The 21,619-nt window shown below is 72.9% G+C and carries 18 protein-coding genes and 1 riboswitch; of the genes, 13 read left to right on the top strand and 5 right to left on the bottom strand.

Features of this window, described 5'->3' with window-relative positions; all coding sequences use genetic code 11:
- Positions 1-50: 50 nt before the first annotated feature.
- Entirely contained in the window at positions 51-866 is an 816-nt protein-coding gene (locus DDP54_RS08860; RefSeq protein WP_197711352.1) for an alpha/beta hydrolase, read from the bottom strand.
- An 80-nt stretch (positions 867-946) separates the two neighbouring features.
- Between DDP54_RS08860 and DDP54_RS08865 the strand changes: the two genes are divergently transcribed.
- The 3 genes from DDP54_RS08865 to DDP54_RS08875 all read left to right on the top strand — a co-directional run bounded on the left by DDP54_RS08865 (position 947) and on the right by DDP54_RS08875 (position 4,525).
- The gene (locus DDP54_RS08865) at positions 947-2,611 is read left to right on the top strand and encodes a bifunctional 3'-5' exonuclease/DNA polymerase (protein WP_109131433.1); all 1,665 of its coding nucleotides are present in this window, start codon (positions 947-949) and stop codon (positions 2,609-2,611) included.
- Between the two features lie 150 nt (positions 2,612-2,761).
- Entirely contained in the window at positions 2,762-3,388 is a 627-nt protein-coding gene (locus tag DDP54_RS08870; protein ID WP_146192403.1) for a hypothetical protein, read from the top strand.
- Between the two features lie 234 nt (positions 3,389-3,622).
- Positions 3,623-4,525 (top strand): GGDEF domain-containing protein, encoded by a 903-nt coding sequence (locus DDP54_RS08875; RefSeq protein ID WP_109131435.1) that lies wholly within the window; start codon positions 3,623-3,625, stop codon positions 4,523-4,525.
- Positions 4,526-4,562: 37 nt separating this feature from the next.
- On the opposite strand, the gene DDP54_RS08880 is transcribed toward DDP54_RS08875, so the two are convergent.
- Genes DDP54_RS08880 through DDP54_RS08890 form a run of 3 tightly spaced genes read right to left on the bottom strand, consistent with a single transcriptional unit; the run spans position 4,563 to position 8,126 of the window.
- Complete coding sequence (locus DDP54_RS08880) at positions 4,563-4,832, bottom strand: hypothetical protein (RefSeq protein ID WP_109131436.1); 270 nt, start codon at positions 4,830-4,832, stop codon at positions 4,563-4,565.
- Positions 4,833-7,076 carry a (Fe-S)-binding protein gene (locus DDP54_RS08885; RefSeq protein ID WP_109131437.1) on the bottom strand — a complete coding sequence of 748 codons (2,244 nt, stop codon included), beginning with the start codon at positions 7,074-7,076 and terminating at the stop codon, positions 4,833-4,835.
- Positions 7,077-7,124: 48 nt separating this feature from the next.
- Positions 7,125-8,126, bottom strand: coding sequence for a LacI family DNA-binding transcriptional regulator (locus tag DDP54_RS08890; RefSeq protein WP_158274496.1), 1,002 nt, complete (start codon positions 8,124-8,126; stop codon positions 7,125-7,127).
- Between the two features lie 230 nt (positions 8,127-8,356).
- Here DDP54_RS08890 and uxaC point away from each other — a divergent pair, with 230 nt between their 5' ends.
- The 10 genes from uxaC (at position 8,357) to mnhG (ending at position 21,016) form a co-directional block, all read left to right on the top strand.
- The gene (gene uxaC, locus DDP54_RS08895) at positions 8,357-9,808 is read left to right on the top strand and encodes a glucuronate isomerase (protein ID WP_109131439.1); all 1,452 of its coding nucleotides are present in this window, start codon (positions 8,357-8,359) and stop codon (positions 9,806-9,808) included.
- Between the two features lie 37 nt (positions 9,809-9,845).
- Positions 9,846-11,294 (top strand): MFS transporter, encoded by a 1,449-nt coding sequence (locus tag DDP54_RS08900; RefSeq protein WP_109131440.1) that lies wholly within the window; start codon positions 9,846-9,848, stop codon positions 11,292-11,294.
- A gap of 14 nt (positions 11,295-11,308) precedes the next feature.
- The gene (locus tag DDP54_RS08905; protein WP_109132464.1) at positions 11,309-12,844 is read left to right on the top strand and encodes an altronate dehydratase family protein; all 1,536 of its coding nucleotides are present in this window, start codon (positions 11,309-11,311) and stop codon (positions 12,842-12,844) included.
- Between the two features lie 77 nt (positions 12,845-12,921).
- The gene (locus DDP54_RS08910; protein ID WP_109131441.1) at positions 12,922-14,376 is read left to right on the top strand and encodes a tagaturonate reductase; all 1,455 of its coding nucleotides are present in this window, start codon (positions 12,922-12,924) and stop codon (positions 14,374-14,376) included.
- A gap of 204 nt (positions 14,377-14,580) precedes the next feature.
- Entirely contained in the window at positions 14,581-17,592 is a 3,012-nt protein-coding gene (locus tag DDP54_RS08915) for a Na+/H+ antiporter subunit A (protein ID WP_109131442.1), read from the top strand.
- On the top strand, positions 17,589-18,086 hold the full coding sequence (locus DDP54_RS08920) for a Na(+)/H(+) antiporter subunit C (RefSeq protein ID WP_109131443.1): 498 nt from the start codon (positions 17,589-17,591) through the stop codon (positions 18,084-18,086). Before DDP54_RS08915 ends, DDP54_RS08920 begins: the two co-directional genes overlap by 4 nt.
- Positions 18,083-19,627, top strand: a complete 1,545-nt coding sequence (locus tag DDP54_RS08925) for a Na+/H+ antiporter subunit D (RefSeq protein WP_109131444.1) — start codon at positions 18,083-18,085, stop codon at positions 19,625-19,627. Before DDP54_RS08920 ends, DDP54_RS08925 begins: the two co-directional genes overlap by 4 nt.
- Complete coding sequence (locus DDP54_RS08930; RefSeq protein WP_109131445.1) at positions 19,624-20,217, top strand: Na+/H+ antiporter subunit E; 594 nt, start codon at positions 19,624-19,626, stop codon at positions 20,215-20,217. The genes DDP54_RS08925 and DDP54_RS08930 overlap by 4 nt, the downstream gene beginning before the upstream one ends.
- Positions 20,214-20,648, top strand: a complete 435-nt coding sequence (locus tag DDP54_RS08935; protein WP_109131446.1) for a monovalent cation/H+ antiporter complex subunit F — start codon at positions 20,214-20,216, stop codon at positions 20,646-20,648. The genes DDP54_RS08930 and DDP54_RS08935 overlap by 4 nt, the downstream gene beginning before the upstream one ends.
- The gene (mnhG, locus tag DDP54_RS08940) at positions 20,645-21,016 is read left to right on the top strand and encodes a monovalent cation/H(+) antiporter subunit G (RefSeq protein WP_109131447.1); all 372 of its coding nucleotides are present in this window, start codon (positions 20,645-20,647) and stop codon (positions 21,014-21,016) included. Before DDP54_RS08935 ends, mnhG begins: the two co-directional genes overlap by 4 nt.
- Before the next feature lie 51 nt (positions 21,017-21,067).
- Here mnhG and DDP54_RS08945 read toward each other — a convergent pair whose 3' ends face one another.
- Complete coding sequence (locus tag DDP54_RS08945; RefSeq protein ID WP_109131448.1) at positions 21,068-21,352, bottom strand: DUF4235 domain-containing protein; 285 nt, start codon at positions 21,350-21,352, stop codon at positions 21,068-21,070.
- An 80-nt stretch (positions 21,353-21,432) separates the two neighbouring features.
- Positions 21,433-21,562, top strand: a riboswitch (TPP riboswitch).
- Positions 21,563-21,619 lie beyond the last annotated feature (57 nt).

A 21,619-nucleotide genomic window follows, 5' to 3' on the forward strand; every position in this document is an offset into this window, starting at 1 on the left:
AGCACCGCGAGGGCCCTTGAGCCACCGGCGCGCGGAGCGAGCGTGGCGGGTCACAGCGCGAGCGAGCGCTGCTGGTCAGTCGGCCGGGCGCGCCCGTCGTCGGGCCGGTACCAGAGCTCGGACCGTCGGAGGTGCCGCGCCAGCCAGTCGCCGTGCGCGGGCGGCACGACCCGGTCCCGACCGCCCTGGACGACGAGGACGGGCGCGGTGACCGCCGACAGCTCGAAGCCCCACGGGGCGGCGAACGCGACGTCGTCGTCGATCAGCCCGTCGAGCCCGGCCTGGCCGGCGCGCACGGAGTCGGCGCCGAGCGACGCCCAGTCGCCCTCGAGCGCGGCGTAGTCGGCGGCGATGAAGCTGCCGGGGTCGAACTCGTCGGACTCCGCGTAGCGCGCCCGTGCGGCGCGGCCGGCAGCCGCGGCCCGCAGACCCCCGTCGGAGGCCATCCCGGCGAACCAGTCGAACCCCGTGGTGAACGGCGCGATGCCCGCGAGGCACACCACTCCGGTCACACGATCCGGGAGCAGCGCGGCACAGGCCAGCGCGTGCGGCCCGCCACCGGAGGCGCCCATCGTCGCGAACCGGGCGATGCCGAGCGCGTCCACGACCTGCGCGACGTCGCCCGCCGCGGATGCCACGTCCCGGCCGGGGAGCGGGCTCGACCCGCCGTAGCTGGGCCGCCCGGAGGACACGAGCCGGATGCCCCGCGCCGCCGCGGCGCTGAGCAGCGGCGGGAGCAGGGCGCCCGTCTGGGGTGAGCCGTGGTGCCAGACGATCGTGAGCGCGTCGGGGGTGGCGTCGGTCGCGGAGTCGTGCGTCCGCAGCGTCCGGCCGTCACTCAGGTGCAGCTCTCGTTCGGTGACCACACCGCCGAGGCTAGAGGCGCGCTCGGGGCGGCGGAAGTGGGCGAGGCGTCGAGTGTCGGGGCCGGCCGCGACAATGGACCGTGTCCTTCGTCCTCGTCTCCGGCGACCCCGAGCGCACGGTTGCGCTGCAGGACGTCTCCGACGACGGGCGGCCGCTCGCCCGGGTTGAGGTCGCCGCGCGGGACCTCGCGGCGGAGGTCGTCGGGCGCGAGGCCGCCCGTCCCCGCTGGGTGTGGGACGACACCGCCCGCTGGTACCCGTCCCTGCTCGCCGCCGGGGTGCGGGTCGAGCGGTGCCAGGACCTGCGGCTGTGCCACGCGATCCTGCGCGGCAGCATCCGGTGCGCCGACTCGGCGCTCGCGCTCGCTCCGCCGGGGCCGTGGGACGGTCCGCGTCCGGGGCTCCCGCGACCCGTCGAGGTCAGCCTGTTCGACGACCCGCGCGTGGAGCCGGTCGCGGCCGACGACGGCCCCGACGCGCTCGCCGAGCTGCAGGCCCAGCTCGCGGCGGTCGACGGGTCGCTCGAGCCCGGCCGACTGCGTCTGCTGCTCGCGGCCGAGTCGACGGGCGCGCTGATCGCTGCGGAGATGCGCCACGACGGGATGCCGTGGAGCGTCGAGGTCCACGACGAGCTCCTGACCCGGGCGCTCGGGGAGCGACCGCTCGGCGGCGGCCGTCCGAGCCGGCTCGAGGCGCTCGCCGACGAGGTCCGCGGCGCGCTCGGCCAGCCGGCGCTCAACCTCGACTCCCAGCCCGACCTGCTGCGCGCGCTGCGGTCCGCGGGGCTCGACGTCGCCACGACCCGGACCTGGGAGATCCGCGCGCTCGACCATCCGGTGACCGCGCCGCTGCTCGCGTACAAGAAGCTCGCGCGCCTGCTCAGCGCCAACGGGTGGGCGTGGATGGAGGCGTGGGTGCACGACGGCCGGTTCCGGCCCGACTACGTCCCCGGGGGCGTGGTCACCGGGCGGTGGGCGACGAGCGGCGGCGGTGCGCTGCAGCTGCCCGCGAGCATCCGCGGGGCCGTCCGGGCCGATCCCGGGTGGCGGCTGGTCGTCGCGGACGCCGCCCAGCTCGAGCCGCGCGTGCTCGCGGCGATGTCCGGCGACGGGGCGATGGCCGCCGCCGGGCGCCAGGCGGACCTCTATCAGGGCGTGGTCGACGCCGGCATCGTCGAGACCCGGCAGGAGGCCAAGTACGCGATGCTCGGCGCGATCTACGGCGCCACGACCGGTGCGAGCGCCGTGCTGATGCCACGCCTGACCCGCGCGTACCCCCGCGCTGTCGGCATGGTCGAAGCCGCGGCACGCGCGGGGGAGCGCGGCGACGTCGTCTCGACCTGGCTCGGGCGTTCCTCGCCCGTGCCCGACGAGGCGTGGCAGGCCGAGCTCCGGGCGGCGTCGGGCGAGGGTGCCGGAGCGGAGGACGTGCGCGCGGCGCGACGACGAGGGCGCGACTGGGGACGGTTCACCCGGAACTTCATCGTGCAGGGGACGGCCGCCGAGTGGGCGCTGTGCTGGATGGCCGCGCTACGACGTCGGCTCCTGGCCGTCGACGGCCGGCCGCACCTCGTCTTCTTCCTGCACGACGAGGTCATGGTGCACTCCCCGGCGAACGTGGCCGACGAGGTCGCGATGGCGATCCGGGATGCTGCGGCCGAGGCCGGGCGGCTGCTGTTCGGTGACTCTCCGGTCGACTTCGCCCTCGACGTCTCGGTCGTGGACAGCTACGACCAGGCCAAGTGACGGCTCGGGGCACCGGCGCCGCTCACCCGGCGCTCCGCGCCCGCGAAGAGGACAATCGGGACCAAGGCCGCACGTCCACCATCCGGCCGACGAGGTCCGGGTGCGTGAGGCCTCGAGGTCGTGGTTGCCATGTGGTCCGACGCTCCGGTCATGGTTCGAGCCGCCTTCGTCCTGATGATGATCTACGGGGCCTTCGCCATCGTGTGGGTCGTCGGTGAGCTGCTCACCGACCCGGGCGGGGCCGCAGGCATCTCGATCAGCCTCTCCGTCGTCGTCGCGGTCGTCGTCCTGAGCATGGTCGCCGTGCGGCTACCCCGGCTGGCACCGACCCTGATGGGGGCGGCAGTCGCCCTGCTCCTGGTGTTCGCCGTGGTCGACGCGATGGTCACCGTCATCCCGCGCGGCGCGGAGGCTGTCGCGGGTAGCCCGGGACCCGTCGTGGCGATCGCGGCTCTCGTGATCGCGGTGCCGTTGGCGTTCCTGGGCCTGCGCAGCGCGCGAGCGGGTGGCTGGCTGCTCGTCGCCGCGGGGATAGCGCCCGTCGTCGAGATCGTCGCGCGCGTGGTGCGCGGCGCCGGTGGTGGCCTCCACCTCGGTGGGTCCTCCGGGGTCGTGGCCCTGCCGCTGATCCTCGTCGGCCTGCTGTTCCTGCTCGGTGCGACCTCCGGGCGACCCCGCGGACGCGTGGGGTCCGGACCCGTCCCGGACCCGACGGGTCTGGCGGCCCCTGGCCGTCCGCCGACCACGAGGGGCGAGTCGGCCGGGCGTCGTGGATGACGGTGCCGTCCCGCAGCACGTCCCCGTACGCGCCCAGGAGAACTTCACCCGCTCGCCGAGCGCAGCGGCGAAACGGCACCTGACGTGCAGGGGGACCGGATCCGACTCGCCTCGGCGCAGTCGGCTGCTGTTGTGGGACCTTCAACCCATTGCGATGGTCGCCAGGGTGCCGATGGGCACGCGAACGTCAGCCGCGACAGGCGACGTGGTCGAGTGAGCTGACGGGAGGCCCCGATGACCGCATACGGCGGCACGGGCACAGCGCCGCTCGCTGAGGTCCTCGACCTCCTCACCGAGCGCATCGTCTGGTACCGGTTCGCCGATCAGGTCGTCGTCTACTGCAACAGGGCGTGGGCCCTGGCCAACGGTGGTGAGCCCGACGACTTCGTCGGACGGCCGCTCGACACGCTGCTCTCGTCCGGTGAACGGGACGGCCTGGTGCACCAGCTCGCGCGGCTCGGGCCGGAGACCGACTTCCTTCAGGACCACATCACCCGCACCGGTGCGGACCGGTGGACCGAGTGGACCGACCGCTACCTGCCGGGGCCCGATGGTCCGCACATCCTGGCCGTGGGTCGCGACGTGACCGAGCGTCGGGACGCCGAGCTCCGACTCGCTGCCAGCGAGAAGACCTACCGGGGGCTGGCGCTGCGTGACCCTCTGACGGGCCTCGCGAACCGGCGCCTGCTGGACGAGCTGCTCACCGCCGCCCTGGCGCGGACCCGCCGGTCCGGGGCGAGCCTGGTCGTCTCCTACCTCGACCTCGACGGGTTCAAGGCGATCAACGACGACTACGGCCACGCGGTCGGCGACGCGGTCCTCGAAGAGGTCGGTGGGCGCCTGCAGGACGCGGTGCGCGACGCCGACGTCATCGCCCGGGTCGGCGGCGACGAGTTCGTCGTCGTCCAGGAGTGCCCCCCGGACCAGGCCGGCCTCATCGCCTGCCGCCTCGACCAGCTCACGGCCGAACCGATCATGGTCGGCGGCCTCACGCTCCTGTGCGGGGCCAGCATCGGCTCGGCGGTCGCCGAGCCGGAGCGCGACGCCGCGGCTGCTGTCGCCGCTGCCGATGCCGCGATGTACGTGGTCAAGCGGGACCACCGGTCGGCGGCGACCGCGACGCCTCCGGTCAGCTGAGCGGGCGGCCTACCTCACCGGTCGCGAACGTCCCCGCTCACGGAGTGCCGACGGGGCGGTCCTGCGCAGCTCGCCGTCGGCGCGGGGCGGAGCTGCGCACGGCATCGGTCAGGAGCGCGCCGGTGAGGCCACCACCCGCGCCCGCGGCGGCTCGTTCCAGGTCGCCGTCACCAAGCACGGTGACGCCTGCTGCCACGAGCATGAGCACGACGAGGGCCAACCGCGACCGGGTGGTCGGCGCCGCTCTGCCGGTCAGGTACCAGCCGATCGCGATGCCGACGGCGACCCCGAGGAGTCCCGCCAGCACTCAGAGCCCCCCAGGTTCGGCCGAGGCCCGGACACGGTCGAGCAGCAGCAGCGAGATGTCGACGACCTCGGGCACCCCGACGCGCACCGGTGCACCGCCCTCGGCTCCCGGCGCCCCGGCGGCGCCCGTGTGCGCGGCGACCCCGTCGGAGAGCATCACCGTGCAGAACGGGCACGCCGTCGCGATGACGTCCGCGCCGGTCGCGATGGCCTCGTCGGCGCGGTTCGCGTTGATGCGGGTGCCGATCGTCTCCTCCATCCACATGCGGGCGCCGCCGGCCCCGCAGCAGAAGGAGCGGTCGCGGTTGCGGGGCATCTCGGCGAGCTCGAGGCCGGGCAGGGCGCCGAGCAGCTCGCGCGGGGGCTCGTAGACCTGGTTGTGGCGACCGATGTAGCACGGATCGTGATACGTCACGCGCTGGGCGGCTTCGCCGTCGGCCACCGGCGGGGCCACGGGGGTGAGCCGGCCCTCGACGACGAGGCGGTTGAGCAGCTCGGTGTGGTGGACGACGTCGTAGCGGCCGCCGAGCTGCGGGTACTCGCGGGCGATCGTGTTGAAGCAGTGCGCGCAGGTCACGACGATCGTCGTCGCCCCGACCTCGTTGAGCGTCTCGACGTTGCCCGCCGCGAGCATCTGGAACAGGACCTCGTTGCCCGCGCGCCGGGCGGGGTCGCCGGTGCAGGACTCCCCGTCGCCCAGCACCGCGAACGAGACGCCCGCGGTGTGCAGCAGCTCGGCAACCGCGCGGGTCGTCTTCTTGGCGCGGTCCTCGTAGGCGCCCGCGCAGCCGACCCAGAACAGGTAGTCCACGTCCGCGGCGGACTCGACGTCGGCGCCGATCACGGGCACGTCGAAGGGCAGGCCCTTGGCCCAGTCGAGCCGGGCGCGCGCGGGCAGGCCCCACGGGTTGCCCTGACGCTCGAGCTTGGTGAACGTGCCGCCGAGCTCCTTGGGGAACGCCGACTCCATGAGCACCTGGTAGCGGCGCATGTCGACGATCGCGTCGACGTGCTCGATGTCGACGGGGCACTGCTGGACGCATGCGCCGCACATCGTGCAGGCCCACAGGACGTCGGGGTCGATGACGCCCGAGGCGACGAGGTCGATGTTCGCATGCGAGTCGTCGACCATCGGGTCGAGCGTCGTGGTCGCGCCGCCCGCGGCCCGAGCCGCCTGCAGGTACGGAGCCGTCGCAGCGGCATGGTCCCGCAGCGCGAGCGTGAGCAGCTTCGGGGACAGCGGCTTGCCGGTCGCCCATGCGGGGCACTGCTCCTGGCAGCGCCCGCACTCCGTGCACGTCGAGAAGTCGAGCAGCCCCTTCCACGTGAAGTCCTCGATGGCACGCACGCCGAGGCGCGCGTCGTCGGGCAGGGCCTCGATCGTGGCCAGGTCGAGCGGCGCGCCGCCGACGAGGACCGGCTGCAGCGGCCCCAGCGCGACCTCACCGCGCGGTGAGCGCTGCGCGTAGACGTTGACGACGGCGAGGAACCGGTGCCACGCGACGCCCATCGTGGGCTGGAGCCCGACGACGACGAACCACGACATCGACACGAGGATCTTCACGGTCGCCGCGAGCACGACGGCGGTCTCGAGCGTGGCGTGCGGAGCCGAGGCCCACACCGAGCCGTACCAGGCGGTCAGCGGGAAGTGCCACATGGTCGCCAGGTGCGAGGTCGCGGGGTCCTGCGCCGCGAGCGCGTACTCGAGCCCCCGCAGCACCAGGACAGCGAGGACGACGAGCACCACGGTGGCCTCGACGAAGTACGCCTGACCGGCGTTCGAGCCGAAGAACCGCGACGCCCGGCGCGCCGGCTCGGGAGCCTTCGCGCGCGGCTGACGCGTGAGCCGGACCCGGATGAGCGCCACGATCCCGGCGAACGACAGCCACGCGATGCCCTCCGTGACCCACTCGACCGGCGGCAGGTGCCCGAGGACCGGCAGCGAGTAGGCGGGGTCAGCGACCTGCCCGTACCCGCTGACGAGGGTGAGGAAGAGGATCGGGAACGACACCATCACCGACCAGTGCGCGACCCGGATGGCGGGCCGGTGCTGGAACCGCCCGTGCCCGATCAGCTCGCGCACGACGAGCCACAGCCGCGGACCGAACGGCCGCCAGCGCTCCGGGGCCGGCGCGCCGATCTGCAGGGTCCGGACGATCGCGATGACGCCGCGCGTGAACACGGCGACGCCCACGACGGTCGAGACGACCACGAGGGCCAGGCAGGCGATCTGGAGCGCTGTCACGCGGCAACGGTAGCCGGTGCGACCGACCGCAGGTGGGCCCGGCCCGACTCAGCCGCGGGCGAGGGCCGCCGTGCTCGCCCGGACGATCAGCGAGGTCGGCAACGGCGCCGGAGGCCGGTCGTCTGTGGGTGCGCCGACGAGGTGCGCGTGGAGGCGGTCCACCGCGACGGTGCCGGCGAGCGCGAGGGGGATTCGCACGGTGGTGAGGGCCGGGGTGACCAGGGCGGACAGGGAGATGCCGTCGAACCCGACGATGCTCAGCCGGGCCGGCAGCTCGACGCCGAGGCGCGAGAGCCGACCGATCAGCCCGGCGGCCATGATGTCGTTGTAGACGAGCACGGCGGTGACGTCCGCGAGGAGCGCGTCGTCCGCGGCCGCCGCGCCGCCGTCGACCGTGGGCGGGTAGTCGCCGATGAGGGCTCCGCGGATCCCGGCCGCCGACGTCTCGGCGACGAACGCCGCGAGCCGCTCCTGGTACGACCTGCTGGCCGTGGTGCCTGAGACGTACCCGATGCGGGTGTGGCCCAGCGCGTGGAGGTGACGCACGGCCTGCCGGACGCCACCGGCGTTGTCGATGGTCACCGGAGCGGTGGCGGCCGCCGCCCCCGTGGCGTCGCGGTTGACCAGGACGAGCGGGCGGAGCAGGGCGGCCTCGTCCAGCTCGGCGTCGGTCATCCGCGGTGAGCACAGGACGAGCGCGTCGACGTTCCGGGCCAGGCTGCGCACCAGCGACAGCTCGAGGGCGGGGTCCTCGCCGCTGTCCACGAGCAGCACGGCATACCCGTGCGCCCGAGCCCGGTGCTGGGCGCCCTGGACGATGTCGGGGAAGAACGGGTTCGACAGGTCGGGGACCATGATCCCGAGCGCGCCGGTGCGGCCGGTCTTCAGCGAACGTGCCGCGCCGCTCGGCTGGTAGCCGATCTGCTCGGCGAGCGCCAGCACCCGCCGCAGGGTCACGGCATCGACCTTCTCGGGTCTCGAGAACGCGCGGGAGACGGTCGAGGCTGACACACCGGCCTGCTCCGCGACGTCGCGGATCGATGCTGCCACCGGTGGGGTCTCCTCGTGCTCGCGGCGCCGGACTGCCTGGGTTCGACGCCATCCTAGGGTCAGATCGGCCATGCAAACGTCGTCACAGCGCAGATCGCCAAACTGATCTTGGGCATCCGGCCTGGCCTTCTGGGCCACTCTGGACCAAGGTCCCGGGCGGCATCGCCCCGAGTGCAGGAGGCTGCACACGTGTGCATTCGCACTCGATCACACGGACAAAGGACGTCCCCATGGTCTCCACCGTCACGACGGCCCCGGCCCGCCTCGCGCTCCACCCGGACCGCGCACTGCCTCTCGACCCGCGCCAGCGCGAGATCGCGCGGGAGATCTACAGCCACACCGCGACCCTCCCGCTCATCTGCATGCACGGGCACGTCGAGGTGGAGGCGTTCGCGGAGAACCGCGCCTTCGCCGACCCCGCCCAGCTGCTGGTCGTCCCCGACCACTACGTGACCCGGATGATGGTGTCGCAGGGCATGACGCCCGAGTCCCTCGGCGTCCCGCGCGTCGACGGCGGCCCGGTCGAGACCGACTCGCGGGAGATCTTCCGCCGCTTCTGCTCCAGCTGGAAGCTCTACCGCGGGACCCCGTCGAGGTACTGGCTCGAGCACGAGCTCGTCGAGGTCTTCGGTGTCGACGTGGAGCCGAGCGCCGAGACCGCCGACGCGATCTTCGACCGGATCTCCCACCGGATCGCTCAGCCGGACTTCCGCCCGCGCGAGCTCCTGGACCAGTTCCGCATCGAGCTCATCTCCACCACCGACGCCGCGACCAGCCGGCTCGAGCACCACGCACGTCTCGCCGCGGAGGGCCTCGGGGCCCGCGTGATCCCGACGTTCCGTCCCGACGCGATCGTGCACCTGGACCGCCCGACGTGGCGGGCCGACATCGCCGAGCTCGCCGAGGTGGCCGGGATCGACACCGGTACCTACGCCGGGTACCTCGCCGCGCTGCGGCAGCGTCGGGCAGCGTTCGTCGCCGCCGGTGCCCTGGCGAGCGACCATGGCCACCTCAGCGCGGACACCACGCCGCTCAGCGACACCGTGGCCGCGGAGCTGTACGTGAGCGCCCTGCGCGGCGAGCCGGTGAGCCCTGCCCAGGTGCACGCGTTCGCGGCGCACATGCTCTTCCAGATGGCCGCGATGGCGGTCGAGGACGGGCTGGTGATGCAGATCCACCCCGGGGTCCTGCGCGACCACAACGACGCGGTGCTCGCCGCGCACGGCCAGGACAAGGGCTTCGACATCCCCGTCGCGACCGAGTACACCCGGGCGCTCCGTCCCCTCCTCCAGGTGTTCGGCACCCATCCTGGGTTCCGGGCGATCCTCTTCACCGTCGACGAGACGGTGTACAGCCGCGAGCTCGCACCGCTCGCCGGCGCCTACCCGTCCCTGCGCCTCGGGGCACCGTGGTGGTTCCTCGACTCGCCGGAGGGCATGCGCCGCTTCCGGGAGTCGGCCACCGAGACGGCCGGCTTCTACAACACCTCCGGGTTCGTCGACGACACCCGGGCGTACGCCTCGATCCCCGCCCGGCACGACCTGTCCCGACGGGTCGACGCCGGGTTCCTGGCCCGTCTGGTGCTGGAGCACCGGCTGCGGGTCGACGAGGCGGTCGAGACGGCCGCCGACCTCGCGTACCACCTGCCGAAGCTCGCCTACGCGGCGCGCGACCAGGCCTGACCACACCGTCCGCCCTCTCACACCCTGAGGACACCCGATGACCACCGCAGCAGAGGCAGCGCCGCCCCGGACCACCACGTTGGCCGGCCTGCAGACCAAGCTCTCCCTACGCTCCAAGATCGCCTACGGCCTCGGCGACATGGGCAACGGCTTCATGTTCGACCTCGGCCAGGCGTACCTCCTGAAGTTCTACACGGACGTCGCGGGCATACCGCCGGCCGCCGCCGCGGGCGTCTTCGTCTTCACCAAGCTCTTCGACGCCTTCATGGACCCGCTCGCCGGGATCTTCGTGGACCGCCGCAAGGGTGGCGGCAGGCACGGCCGGTTCAAGCCCGTGATGATGTACTCGGCGATCGCGCTGGGCATCCTCACCGTCGTCACGTTCCTCACCCCCGGCGCCAGCCACGGGGTCAACCTGGTCTACGCGTACGGCTCCTACATGGCGTGGGGCCTGCTGTACTCGTTCACCAACGTGCCCTACGGGTCGCTCGCCTCGGTGATGACCCAGAACCCCGCGCAGCGGGCGCAGCTCGCCTCGTTCCGCCAGGCAGGGTCCGTCTCGGCGCTGCTCATCACCGGCATCGCGTTCATGCCGATCGTCGCGGCCTTCCACAACGACCGGGTCGGGTTCGCGGGCGCTGCAGCCGCGATGGCCGTCGTCGGGGTGCTCGGGTTCTACGCGACCTTCAAGGGCACCAAGGAGATCGTCCCCGTCGTCCGGAGCACCGAGCGGATCACGCCGCTGGTGTTCATCCGGACCATCGCGCAGAACCGCGCGCTGCTCGTCCTCATCCTCATGACGGTCTTCTCGATCTCGGCCTACAACATCAAGCCGGCGATGATCGTCTACTTCACCGACTACAACCTGCACAACCAGAACCTGCTCGCGATCGTCAACTTCTTCGGCATCGGCGCCTCGATCCTGGCGATCCTGGCGATCCCGTTCCTGGTCAAGCGGTTCAGCAAGAAGAGCGTCGCCTTCTTCGGGTTTGCGCTGGCGGCGGCGGCCGACCTGCTCAACTACCTGCTGCCGACCCACACGGTCACGTTCACGATCCTCTACAGCATCTCGTTCATCGGGATCGCGCTGCCGAACGGCATCACGTGGGCGCTGGTCTCGGACGTCATCGACTACGGGCACTGGCGCACGGGCGTCCGCCGCGAGGGCATCACGTACTCGGCGTTCAACTTCAGCCGCAAGATCGCGCAGGCGGTGGCCGGTGGGGTGGCCGGGTTCGGTCTCGCGCACATCGGCTACGTCGCCCACTTCAACACGAACCCCGCGATGGCCGGCGAGGTCGGCGGGATCCTGCAGGGCATCAAGGGCCTGCAGACGCTGTACCCCGCGCTCGCCCTCGCCGTGGCCGGCGCGGTCATCTTCTTCCTGTACCCCCTCACCGACAAGCGCATCGTCGAGATGGTGGCCGAGACGCGTGAGCGCGAGGCCGGCCGTGCCGTGGCCGACGAGCCCGGCGTGAACTCATGACCGAGGAGAGCACCATGTCAGAGGCGTCGCTGGACAGCTGGACCCTGCGCCTGGCCGATGCCGACGAGGTCGTCGTGGCCATCCGCGACCTCCCGGTCGGCACCGTGCTGGCGACGCCCGACGGCCCGCTGGCGGTCCGCGCCGACGTGCCGCGCGGCCACAAGCTCGCGGTGCGGGACGTGGCTGCCGGTGGGCGCGTGCACAAGTACGGCCAGTCGATCGGTCGCGCCTCGGTCGACATCACGGCCGGCGACCACGTCCACGTCCACAACCTGGGCATGGACGAGGGCTCCGCGACGCACGAGATCGCCACCGTGCACACCGAGCTGGCGCCTCCCGTCGGCCCCGCACGGACCTTCCAGGGCTACCGCCGGGCGGACGGGTCGGTGGGCACCCGGAACTACGTCGGCATCCTCACCTCGGTGAACTGCTCGGCGTCGACCGCCCGGATGATCGCCGACCGCGTCACCCCGCTGCTGGCGGCCTACCCGCACGTCGACGGCGTCATGGCGCTGACCCACCAGAGCGGCTGCGGCCTCATCCCGGCCTCGACCGGCGGCGGCGTGCTGCAGCGCACCCTGCACGGGTACGCGCGGCACCCCAACTTCGGGGGGCTGCTCGTGCTGGGGCTCGGCTGCGAGATGGTCCAGGTGCAGTCCATCGTCGACACCCTCCCCGTCCGCTCGGACACCATCGTCGAGTCGCTGACCATCCAGGACGAGGGCGGCATCCGCGCCACCGTCGCGCGTGGGGTCGCGGCCATCGAGGCGATGCTCCCGCTGCTCGACCAGCGGCGCCGCGAGCCGGCTCCGGTCTCGGAGCTCGTCCTGGGTCTCAACTGCGGAGGCTCCGACGGGTACTCCGGCATCACGGCCAACCCCGCCCTCGGGTACGCCTCGGACCTGCTCGTCGCCGCCGGCGGCACCTCGGTGCTGGCCGAGACCCCGGAGATCTACGGCGCGGAGCACCTGCTCACGCGGCGTGCGGTCGACGGCACCGTCGCGCGAGCGCTCCTCGAGCGCATCGACTGGTGGAAGTCGTACGCGGAGGCGGGCGGCGGCAGCCTGGACAACAACCCCTCACCCGGAAACAAGGCAGGCGGCCTCACGACGATCCTGGAGAAGTCGCTGGGCGCCGTAGCCAAGGCGGGGCACGCCGACCTGTCGGCGGTGTACCAGTACGCCGAGCCGATGACGGTCCGTGGCATGGGGTTCATGGACACCCCCGGGTACGACCCGGTCTCGGTGACAGGTCTCGTCGCGGGCGGCGCGACAGTCGTCTGCTTCACCACCGGCCGTGGCTCCGTGCTGGGCACGAGGCCCGCGCCGACCCTCAAGGTCGCCACGAACACCGAGATGTACACGCGGATGCGCGACGACATGGACCTCAACGCCGGTCGGATCGTCGACGGTGACGCCACCGTCGCGCAGGTCGGCCAGGAGATCTTCGAGCGGCTCATCGCGGTCGCGTCGGGTGAGCAGACCGCGAGCGAGGAGCTGGGCCTCGGCCAGGACGAGTTCGTGCCGTGGCAGCTCGGGGTCGTGACGTGACCCCCGCACCCGCTCCCGCCCCCGTTCCCACCGACACCGCTCCCCAGGGGAGACCCGCACCGACGAGGAAGGCCGCCATGCAGCCGCTCGACAGCACCACCGTCTCCCGGACCGCGCGTCCCGTGAGCATCCTGCAGTTCGGCGGCGGGAACTTCCTGCGCGGGTTCGTCGACTGGATGGTCCAGGCGGCGAACGACGCGGGAGTCATGGACGCCGGCGTCGCCGTGGTCCACGCGACCGCTGCCCCGGACCCGGCGTTCGAGCTGCTCCGGCAGCAGGACGGCCTCTTCCACGTGTACCTCGAGGGCGTCAAGGACGGCGCCCCGATCCGCGAGGTGACGCTCGTCGAGTGCGTGCAGGAGGTCGTCGCAGCCCACACCGAGTTCGAGCGGTACCGCGCTCTGTGTCGGGGTGCCGACCTGAAGCTCATCGTGTCCAACACGACCGAGGCCGGCATCGTCTACGTGCCGGGCGACGACCTCGCCGCCACCCCGCCGGTGTCGTTCCCCGCGAAGGTCACCGCGCTGCTGCTCGACCGCTTCCGTCACTTCGACGGGGCGGCGGACAAGGGCCTGGCGATCGTGGCCTGCGAGCTGATCGAGGACAACGGCTCGACGCTGCGCCGGTTCGTGCTGCAGCATGCGGAGGCTGCGGGCCTGGGCGCGGACTTCATCACCTGGGTGCAGGAGGCGTGCAGCTTCTACGACACCCTCGTCGACCGCATCGTTCCCGGCTTCCCCCGCGACGACATCGACGCGATCCAGGCGGAGATCGGGTTCGCCGACCGCCTGGTGGTCAAGGGCGAGTACTTCCACGTCTGGGCCATCGGCGGCGACGACCGCATCCGCGACGTGCTCCCGCTGGACCGGGCCGGCCTCGACGTGCGGTTCATGGACGACATCCGGCCGTTCCGCGCGCAGAAGGTGCGCGTCCTCAACGGCGCACACACAGCCTTGAGCGCGATCGGTCTGGAGTGCGGGTTCGAGAGCGTGGGCGAGGCCTTCGCCGACCCCGAGATCCGCGACTACGTCGAGCGGCTGGTCGGCGAGGAGGTGCTGGCGACGATCGACGGTGACCCGGCCGAGCTCCGCGCGTTCGCGGCCCGGATCCTCGAGCGCTTCACCAACCCCTACCTGCACCACTGCCTGGCTGACATCGCCCTGAACGCCGTTCCCAAGTGGCGCGCCCGCAACCTGCCCGTCTACGTCGACCAGGTCCACGCGGGCCGGCCCGCACCCCTGACCGCCGTCTCGCTCGCGGCGGTGCTCCTCCTGCAGGCGGAAGCCGTCGGGGTGGAGGGCTTCACCCCGGTGGACGACGCCGAGACCCTCACGCTGCTGCGCGAGAGCTTCGACCTCGGCGACCTGGACGGCTGGGTCCGGGGTGCGGTGGCCCGGCGCGACCTCGGCGCCGGGCTGGACCCGGCCGAGGCCGAGGAGCTGGTCCGCGAGGTGGCGGACCACGCGCGGGCGATCCTGCGCGAGGGTGCGCGCGCCGCGGTGCTGGCTGCTCTCATGGTGACGTCCCGCTGAGTCCTCACCCGGCATCCGGGACTTGGTACCCTGGAGGACGTCCCCGGAGGCTCGACCTGGCGACCGTGCGTCGTCGTGCACCGGGTACCCCACGACCGCCGACCGGGCGTTCGTGCACCCTGACAACACCACACTCGCCCCTCTCGTCTAGGGCCGGGTCGACCGACCGACCGACCACCCGCCCACCACAGGACGGAGCCGGAGTTGCTGCTGCTGCTCGCCGTGCACCTGGCGGCAGCGCTGTGTGCACCGGTCCTGGTCGGCCGGCTCGGCCGCAAGGCGTTCTGGGTCCTCGCGCTCGCACCCGCGTCGGCGGCAGCCTGGGCGCTCGCGCACACGAGCCACGTCGCCGCAGGCCGCGGGCCCGTCGAGGTCGTCGAGTGGATCCCCACGCTCGGCCTCGAGCTCGCGTTCCGGCTCGACACCCTGTCGTGGCTCATGACCCTGCTCGTCGGGGCGATCGGTGCGCTCGTCCTGGTCTACTGCGCGGCGTACTTCTCGGTGAGCGCGACCGGGCTGGGCCGGTTCGGCGGCGTGCTCGTGGCGTTCGCGGGTGCGATGCTCGGGCTCGTCACGGCCGACGACACGCTCCTGCTGTTCGTGTTCTGGGAGCTCACGACGGTCCTGTCGTACCTGCTGATCGGCCACTACAACGACCGCAAGGTCGCCCGGCGTGCGTCCATGCAGGCGATCGTCATCACCACGGCCGGCGGGCTGACGATGCTCGTCGGGATCATCCTCATCGGGCATGCCGCCGGGACGCACAGCCTCTCCGCGACCCTCGCGAACCCCCCGCACGGGCCCGCGGTCACCGCCGGGGTCGTGTGCCTGCTCGTCGGCGCGGCGACCAAGTCGGCGCTCATCCCGCTGCACTTCTGGCTGCCCGCGGCGATGGCGGCGCCGACACCTGTGAGCGCGTACCTGCACGCCGCCGCGATGGTCAAGGCCGGCGTGTACCTCGTCGCGCGGTTCGCGCCCGCGTACGCGGACCTCGCCGTCTGGCAGGTCATCGTGCTCACGCTCGGCTGCGGGACGATGCTCCTCGGCGGGTACCGCGCCCTGCGCCAGCACGACCTCAAGCTCGTCCTCGCGTTCGGGACGGTCAGCCAGCTGGGCCTGCTCGTCCTGCTCGTCGGCCTCGGCACCCGCGCCGCGGCCCTCGCGGGGCTCGCGCTGCTCGGCGCGCACGCGATGTTCAAGGCGGCGCTGTTCCTCGTCGTCGGCGTGGTCGACGCCGCGACGGGGACGCGTGACCTGCGCCGGCTGTCGGGCGTCGGGCGTGCGCTGCCCGTGACCGCGACGGTCGCCGCGCTCGCGGTGGCCTCGATGATCGGGCTGCCGCCGTTCGCCGGGTACGTCGCGAAGGAGGCCGCGCTCGAGGCGATCGCGCACGCCCAGCTCATCGGGGGGCCCTGGGTCTCCACGACCGTCCTCGCGTCCGTCGTCGTCGGCTCGGTGCTCACGGTTGCGTACGGGCTGCGGCTGCTCTGGGGCGCGTTCGCGACCAAGGCGAGCGTCATCCACGCGCCGGTCGCCGACGTCGTCGAGAGCGCGGTCGTCGGAGGCGTCCGAGCCGCCGTCGCCGGCCCGCGCCCGGTCGAGCGCGAGGTCCCCGCCGAGCCCGCGACCATCTCGCGCCCCTCGCCCGTGCTGCTCGGACCGCCCCTGGCCCTCGCGGTCCTCGGGGTGGTCGTCGCCCTGCTGCCCGGCGTCGGCCAGAACCTGCTCGAGCCGCACGCCGACGCGTACCCCGGCGAGCCCGGCCACCTCACGCTCTGGGCGGGCGTGACGCCGACGCTCCTGCTCACGCTGCTGGTCCTGACGGCGGGCCTCGCGGCGTTCTGGGGGCGGCGGCCCATCGAGCGGCTCCAGGCCGCGGTGTCCCGCGCGCCCGACGCCGACCGCATCTACCGCCGGATGATGCGCCGCCTCGACGACGTGGCCGGTGACGTCACCGCGTTCACGCAGCGCGGCTCGCTGCCCGTCTACCTCGGACTCATCCTCGTGGTGTTCGCCGCGGCGGTCGGGCTGCCGCTGCTCGCGACCACGTCCCTGCCGGCCCCCGTGCGCGCCTGGGACGGCCCCGCGCAGGCGGTGTTCGGCGTCATGATCGTCGCCGCCGCGATCCTCGCCGCACGCTCGCGCCGTCGCCTCAAGGCCGTCATCCTGCTCGGCGTCTCGGGGTACGGGGTCGCCGCGTTGTTCCTGCTGCACGGCGCGCCCGACCTCGCGCTCACGCAGGTCCTCGCCGAGACCGTGACGCTCGTCGTGTTCGTCCTCGTGCTGCGCCGACTCCCGCCGTACTTCTCCGACCGGCCGCTCGCCGCGAGCCGGTGGGTGCGCCTCGCCGTGGGTCTCGCGGTCGGGCTGACGGTCGGCGGGCTCGCTCTCGTGGTGCCCGGCGCCCGGGTGCACACGCCCGTGTCCGTCGACTTCGCGGCGGAGGCGCTGCAGTTCGGCGGCGGCAAGAACATCGTCAACGTGACCCTCGTGGACATCCGGGCGTGGGACACGATGGGCGAGATCTCGGTCCTGCTCGTGGCCGCGACCGGCGTCGCGTCGCTCGTGTTCCTCCGGCGTCGCGGCGCGGCCATCCAGCGCGTCGACGACGCCCACGTCGGGGGTCGCGTCTGGGCGACCGACAGCGATCCGATGGCCCTGCTGCGCAGGCCGCCCGGCCAGCCGGCGCCCAGCGCCACAAGCACCCGCTCGGCCGAGTGGCTGCGGGCTGTCAGCACCCTGGCGCCGCACCGGCGGTCGGTGATCTTCGAGGTCACGACCCGGCTGCTGTTCCACACGATGATCGTGTACTCGGTGTACCTGCTGTTCTCGGGTCACAACGGCCCCGGCGGCGGGTTCGCGGCCGGGCTGGTGACGGGCATCGCGCTCGCGGTCCGGTACCTCGCGGGTGGCCGCTACGAGCTGGGGGAGGCCGCACCGGTCCAGCCGGGCGTGCTGCTCGGCCTCGGGCTGTTCATGTCGGTCGGGGTCGGGATCGTCGGGCTGCTCGCGGGCGGGTCGGTGCTGCAGTCGTGGATCGTGGACGTCTCGGTGCCGGTGCTCGGGACCGTGCACCTCGTGACGTCGCTGTTCTTCGACGTCGGGGTGTACCTCGTCGTCGTCGGCCTGGTGCTCGACATCCTGCGGACCCTCGGCGCCGAGCTCGACCGTCGGTCCGAGGTCGACGACGAGGTCGAGGACGTGGCCGTCCGATGATCGACATGAGCCCGAACCTCGTCCTGGTCGTCGTCATCGCGGCGCTGTTCACCGTGGGCGTGTACCTGCTGCTCGAGCGCAGCCTGTCGCGCGTGCTCGTCGGCGTGATCCTGCTCGGCAACGGCGCGAACCTGCTGTTCCTCGTCGCGGGCGGTGCAGCGGGCCGGCCACCGATCCTGGGCCAGGCGGCCGTCGAGGACATGAGCGACCCGCTGCCGCAGGCCATGGTCCTGACCGCGATCGTCATCACGCTGGGGATGACCGCGTTCCTGCTCGCCATGGCGTACCGCTCGTGGCAGCTGCACGGGCACGACGAGGTCCAGGACGACGTCGAGGACCGACGCATCGCCCGGCTCGCCGCCCGCGACGAGCGGGCCTTCCTCGACACCGACACCGAGGAGAGCATGGCGTCGCTCGACGAGGAGGCGGCCGAGACCCGCGACGAGACGGGCGAGCCCGTACCGGTCGCGCCGGACGGGGGTGCCACGCCGTGAGCGATCCCCTCTGGCTCGTCCCGCTGCCCGTCGTCGTCCCGCTGCTTGCCGCGGGGCTGACGCTCGCGCTCTACCGCAAGCCGCGGGCGCAGCGCACGATCAGCGTCGTCGCCCTGTCGATCGTGCTCGCGGTGTCCGCGACCCTGCTCGTGCTCACCGACTCGGGACCGCTCGTCATCGACGTCGGGGGATGGGCCGCGCCCGTCGGCATCGACCTCGTCGCCGACCGGCTGTCCGCGCTCATGCTCACGGTGTCGAGCGCGGTCACGCTGTGCGTCCTGCTGTACTCGCTGGCCCAGGGCGAGGCGGACGGCGACGAGGCCGCGCCCGTGTCGATCTACCACCCGACGTACCTCGTCCTGGTGGCGGGCGTCGCGAACGCGTTCCTCTCGGGCGACCTGTTCAACCTCTACGTCGGCTTCGAGATCCTGCTCGCGGCGTCCTACGTGCTCCTCACCCTCGGCGGCACGGGCGAGCGGATCCGCGCGGGCAGCATCTACGTCGTCGTCGCGCTGCTGTCCTCGGTGCTGTTCCTCGTCGCGATCGCGCTCGTCTACGCGTCGACGGGGACGGTCAACCTCGCCCAGCTCGCGGTCCGGCTGCCGCAGATCGACCCGGACGTGCGCCTGCTGCTGCAGGTCATGCTGCTGCTCGCGTTCGGGATCAAGGCCGCGATCTTCCCGCTCTCGGCGTGGCTCCCGGACTCCTACCCGACGGCTCCCGCGCCGGTGACCGCGGTGTTCGCCGGGCTGCTCACCAAGGTCGGCGTGTACGCGATCATCCGCACGCAGACCCTGCTGTTCCCCGACGGGCGCCTTGACGACGTGCTGATGTGGGCCGCGCTCGCGACGATGGTCGTCGGCATCCTCGGGGCGGTCGCGCAGGACGACATCAAGCGACTGCTCTCGTTCACGCTCGTGAGCCACATCGGTTTCATGATCTTCGGGATCGCGCTGTCGACACACCTGGGCTGGACCGCGTCGATCTACTACGTCGTCCACCACATCACGGTGCAGACCGCGCTGTTCCTCGTCGCGGGGCTCATCGAGCGCTGGGGCGGGACGACGTCGCTCGACCGCCTGGGTGGGCTCGCGAAGCTCGCGCCGGTCCTCGCGATCCTGTTCTTCGTCCCCGCGATGAACCTCGCCGGCGTCCCGCCGATGTCCGGGTTCCTGGGCAAGGTCGGGCTGCTGCAGGCCGGCGTCGCGGTCGGGACCCCGCTCGCGACCGCGCTCGTCGTCGGCAGCGTGCTCACGTCGCTGCTCACGCTGTACGCGCTCATCAAGGCGTGGAACAAGGCGTTCTGGCAGACGCCCCCGGCCGAGCTGCCCGCGACGCGCATCCCGTTCGGCATGGTGGGCCCGACGGCGGCGCTCGTGGCGTTCGGCCTGGCCCTGACGGTGTTCGCCGGGCCGCTGTACGCGTACACCGGGCGCGCGGCCACCGCCCTGCAGGAGCGCACGCCGTACATCGACGCCGTCCTGCCCGACGGGCTGCGCGGCGAGGGCGTGTCCGCCGACCTCGCCGAGGTGCACCCGTGAGCCCGACCCCGCGGCGCCGGCCGGGCTCCGCGCAGTGGCCGAACGTCCTGTGGCTCGTCGTCGTCTGGGTGCTGCTGTGGGGCGACCTGTCCGTCGCGAACGTGCTCGCCGGGCTCGCGATCTCGCTGCTCATCACCCGCGGGCTGCGGATGAGCCCGATCGACTTCCAGGGCACCGTCCACCCGTTCGGGCTGCTCGTCCTCGTCGCACGGTTCCTCGTCGACCTCGTGCACGCGTCGTTCCAGGTCAGCCTGCTCGCGCTGCGCCCGCGCCGGCTCCCGCACGGCGCGGTCATCGCCGTGCAGCTGCGCAGCCACTCCGACCTGTACCTCACGCTCACCGCCGAGCTGTGCTCGCTCGTGCCCGGCTCGCTCGTCGTCGAGGCCCACCGCCTCACCGGTCGGCTCTACCTGCACGTGCTCGACGTCGAGCAGGTCGGCGGCATCGAGCGGGCGCGGCAGATCGTGCTCGACCAGGAGGAGCGCGTGCTGCGCGCGTTCGCGTCCGACCCCGAGCTGCTCGAGGCGGGGCTCACCCCGGTCGGTCTCCTCCGCCGCCTGCGCCGGCGCGGCTCGGAGGTGGGCGCATGACCGTCGTCATCGTGGTGTGCGGGGTCCTCCTGGCCGTCGGTGCCGTGTGCGCGGTCATCCGCGCCGAACGTGGTCCCTCGATGCTCGACCGGACCGTCGCGCTCGACATCGTCGTGACCACGCTGACCGCGGCGGGGGCGCTGTTCGCGGCGGTCGAGCGGCGCACCGACATCGTGCCGATCCTCGTCGTGCTCTCGCTCGTGGGCTTCGTCGGGTCGGTGACCATCGCGCGGTTCGCCTCGGTCGAGCCCGAGGGCGAGGGTCGTGTGCGGACCCCCGAGGAGGTCGCGGCCGACAGCGCCGAGGCGCTGCGCCTCGAGGAGCTCGCCGAGGCGGCCGCGCACCCGCGACCGGGAGAGCCCGCAGAGCCTGCACTGCCCGCACCGCCTGCCCCGCCCCAGCCCGACGACGCGACAGGAGACGTCCGATGAGCATCCCCTGGGACCAGATCGCCGACGTGGCGGCGGCCGTGTGCCTGCTCGGCGGGGTGTTCCTCGCGTTCGCCGCCGGGGTCGGCGTGTTGCGCTTCCCCGACCTGCTCGCACGCATGCACGCCGGGACCAAGCCGCAGGTGCTCGGCCTCATGCTCGTCCTGACCGGGCTCGCGCTCCGGCTGCGCTCCGGGTCGGCCGTGTGGGCGCTCCTGCTCGTGGTGCTCTTCCAGATGCTCACCGCGCCGGTCGCCGCGCACATGGTCGGCCGCGCGGGCTACCGGACGGGGAAGGTCCGCGGAGACCTGCTCGTGGTCGACGAGCTCACCGAGGACCTGCGCCGGGCCCAGGAGCAGCCCCGGGACTGACGCGGGACGCGGGACGCGCGCCGTGCCCGCCCGCGAGCGGGTCCGAGCGGGTCAGGCAGCGGCCGAGCGCCGGCCCTCGTCGATGCGTGCACTGAACCGCGCCGTGCCCCGCATCGTCAGCACGCGGGACAGCGCGACGAGCGCCCCGGTGATCGCCGCCGCGGCGACCACCTCGGCCAGACCGGCATCGCCCTGGTCGTCGGCCTTCGGCGGCTTGTGCCCGCTCGCAGCCTTCCACGAGGCGTTGACGGCCTTCTGGACGGCCCAGGCGGCGGCGATCGCGACGACCGCGCCGGCGATCTTGGCGACGATGGACGGTGTCGGCTGGTCGGCCACGAAAACCTCCGGTGCTCGGGCGCCCCGCGGGCGCGACAGGACTCGTGCAGACCCACGCTAGTGCCCGGTGTAGTGTCACCGCTGAACGACAGGGGAGCGCCAGGACCCCGAGGCATGCCGACGGGTCCCGGGCGCTGAGAGTGCGGACAACCGCAGACCCTCGAACCTGATCCGGGTCACACCGGCGTAGGGAGTCGGGCTTCTCAGTCCTCGCTGTCGTCGTCGCGCAGGGCTTCTATCACCGGCGTGGCGGCAGCGGCGTGGGCT

This window comes from Cellulomonas sp. WB94, assembly GCF_003115775.1.
GTDB lineage: Bacteria > Actinomycetota > Actinomycetes > Actinomycetales > Cellulomonadaceae > Cellulomonas_A.